We start from the raw sequence: 1,572 nt of genomic DNA on the forward strand, positions 1-1,572 counted from the left end.
AAGCCTTGCAAAAAATCGGGTAGGGCCCCGCTCACTAGTTAGGCGGGGGACCTCCCACACCACCGTACGTACCGTTCGGTATACGGCGGTTCAGTCGCTTAAGTGCGAGACACGAAGCTGCTCATAGCGAGTCAGGATTTCATAATATCCGACCCGCTCGAGCAGTTTGTTCGTTATGGAACGTGTTAGCACTGGGCTTCCGGCTATTCGCCAGTACCCCAGTCTGGAATTCCCCCATTGGTAAGCCTGCGAGTCTGGAATTCCCAGCTTACGTAGACTTTGTACTCTTGTCTTAGGTTTCTTCCATTGCTTCCAGATGTACATGCGGATTCTTCTCCTCAACCATTCATCCCAGCTCTGAAGTATTCGCTTCATGTCGGCTATATAGAAGTGGCCTACCCATCCACGGATGAATACTTTCACATTCTCCATGACCACTCGGACATTTCGCCCCTGGTTTCTCTTCGTCAGTTCTCTCAACCTCTGTTTTGCTTTACTCAAAGATTTCTTGTGGACACGGATAAAGTTTCCTTTCCCGTTCTTTCCCATCGCAAAGCCCAGAAACTTGAATTGCTTGGAGTAGACACTGATTGCCCTGCTCTTTTCCTTGTTCAGGGTCAGCTTCAGCTTGTCTTCCAAGTATCTGCGACTCGATTCCAACAGACGCTCTGCCGCTCTTCTGCTTCTGGCGAACACCACTATGTCGTCCGCGTATCGGATGACTCGCACACCTCTGCTTTTCATCTCCTGGTCGTATTCGTTCAGATAGATGTTCGCTAAGAGTGGTGACAGCGGGCCTCCCTGCGGAGAGCCCTCTTCCGTACTGCAGACTACTCCATTTTCCATGACTCCACTCTTCAAGTATTTCTTGATGAGTCTAATCACTCGGGTGTCCTTGACCTGTTTTCTCAACAGGTTCAGGAGCAGGTCATGGTTGATTGTGTCAAAGTACTTCGATAAATCTAATTCTACTACGTGTTTGTAGCCTTCATCGGCATACTTCTTTACTCGCTTCATGGCTTGTTGTCCGCTTCTTCCCGGTCGGTAGCCGTAGCTGCAGTCCGAAAATAACGGTTCGAAGGTTGATTGCAGTTTCTGAGCGATTGCCTGCTGGATGGTTCGGTCTATGACCGTAGGTATACCCAACTTTCGCTCTCCACCATCTGGTTTGGGAATCACCTTGCGTCGCACCGGACTCGGCTTAAAGCTGTCATCCCGGATGCTCTGCAACAGTTCTTCCTTATGTTCCTTTAACCATGGAAGTGCCTCTTCAACGGTCATACCGTCGATTCCTGGCGCTCCATGGTTGCTCTTGACTCTCTTATAGGCTCTGTTCAGGTTATCCCTGTCCAGAATCTCTTCAAGCAAGTCTGCACCGCCTCTTTCTCTGCTTTTCCGAGTATCGGTGCTCCGCGCTCCCGCATGCTCTTCACGTTCCACGCTATCCCTTTGCGGGCAGCCCTTTCGGTATTCTGCTTTCATCGCACCGACCTCCTCCCAGTATTCACTAAAGACTTACGGCTGTTCAGTCCTTCCCGGGGAAAAAATATTCCCGGTACTACGACGTCTGCT

General features: G+C 50.3%; 1 protein-coding gene. It reads right to left on the reverse strand.

From position 1 onward, the window contains the following. Positions 1–90: 90 nt before the first annotated feature. The gene (ltrA, locus tag T472_RS07685) at positions 91–1,482 is read right to left on the reverse strand and encodes a group II intron reverse transcriptase/maturase (RefSeq protein ID WP_023863517.1); all 1,392 of its coding nucleotides are present in this window, start codon (positions 1,480–1,482) and stop codon (positions 91–93) included. Positions 1,483–1,572 lie beyond the last annotated feature (90 nt).

Origin of the sequence: Youngiibacter fragilis 232.1 (assembly GCF_000495435.3) — a bacterium.
GTDB classification, from domain to species: Bacteria; Bacillota; Clostridia; order Clostridiales; family Clostridiaceae; genus Youngiibacter; species Youngiibacter fragilis.

Bases quoted from the DNA above. Each gene is read 5' to 3' on its own strand.
- ltrA (WP_023863517.1), bottom strand. From the start codon at position 1,482: ATGAAAGCAGAATACCGAAAGGGCTGCCCGCAAAGGGATAGCGTGGAA.